The sequence below is a fragment of the Serratia sp. CY27727 genome, assembly GCF_052169275.1.
Classification (GTDB): Bacteria; Pseudomonadota; Gammaproteobacteria; order Enterobacterales; family Enterobacteriaceae; genus Serratia; species Serratia sarumanii.
The window spans coordinates 1-861 of sequence record NZ_JBJNLB010000028.1; the positions used below are offsets into that span (position 1 = coordinate 1).

An 861-nucleotide genomic window follows, 5' to 3' on the forward strand; every position below is an offset into this window, starting at 1 on the left:
GCTGCAAACATTTGAGAGACTCTATGACAGGTTACTCTTCATTCCGGTACTTCTACGGAGGAATGAATTTCAGCCGTCATGTTTCAATTTTCAGCTTGTTCCAGATTGTTAAAGAGCAAAATACTTCGCAGCATACTGTTTCCAATATACTCTGAAGTAGTGAAATACCGGACTATATGGTGGAGCTAAGCGGGATCGAACCGCTGACCTCCTGCGTGCAAGGCAGGCGCTCTCCCAGCTGAGCTATAGCCCCATACAGTCACGCGCAGTACCTTTTCCACTTCCGAGAAGTGGTAGGCCTGAGTGGACTTGAACCACCGACCTCACCCTTATCAGGGGTGCGCTCTAACCACCTGAGCTACAAGCCTATAAAGGTATTTCTGCTCGTTACTTTTTCATCAGACAATCTGTGTGAGCACGCCACTCGAAGCAATATCTTTAGGTAAGGAGGTGATCCAACCGCAGGTTCCCCTACGGTTACCTTGTTACGACTTCACCCCAGTCATGAATCACAAAGTGGTAAGCGCCCTCCCGAAGGTTAAGCTACCTACTTCTTTTGCAACCCACTCCCATGGTGTGACGGGCGGTGTGTACAAGGCCCGGGAACGTATTCACCGTAGCATTCTGATCTACGATTACTAGCGATTCCGACTTCATGGAGTCGAGTTGCAGACTCCAATCCGGACTACGACATACTTTATGAGGTCCGCTTGCTCTCGCGAGGTCGCTTCTCTTTGTATATGCCATTGTAGCACGTGTGTAGCCCTACTCGTAAGGGCCATGATGACTTGACGTCATCCCCACCTTCCTCCAGTTTATCACTGGCAGTCTCCTTTGAGTTCCCGGCCGAACCGCTGGCAA

2 tRNA genes and 1 rRNA gene are annotated in these 861 nt (G+C 49.9%); all 3 read right to left on the reverse strand.

Annotation, left to right across the window (positions count from 1 at the left end):
- Nucleotides 1–177: 177 nt before the first annotated feature.
- Nucleotides 178–253: transfer RNA gene (locus ACJ8HB_RS24920), tRNA-Ala, on the reverse strand.
- Between the two features lie 38 nt (nt 254–291).
- Nucleotides 292–368 (reverse strand) — tRNA-Ile (locus ACJ8HB_RS24925).
- A gap of 75 nt (nt 369–443) precedes the next feature.
- Nucleotides 444–861, reverse strand: a 16S ribosomal RNA gene (locus ACJ8HB_RS24930); the annotation flags it as partial.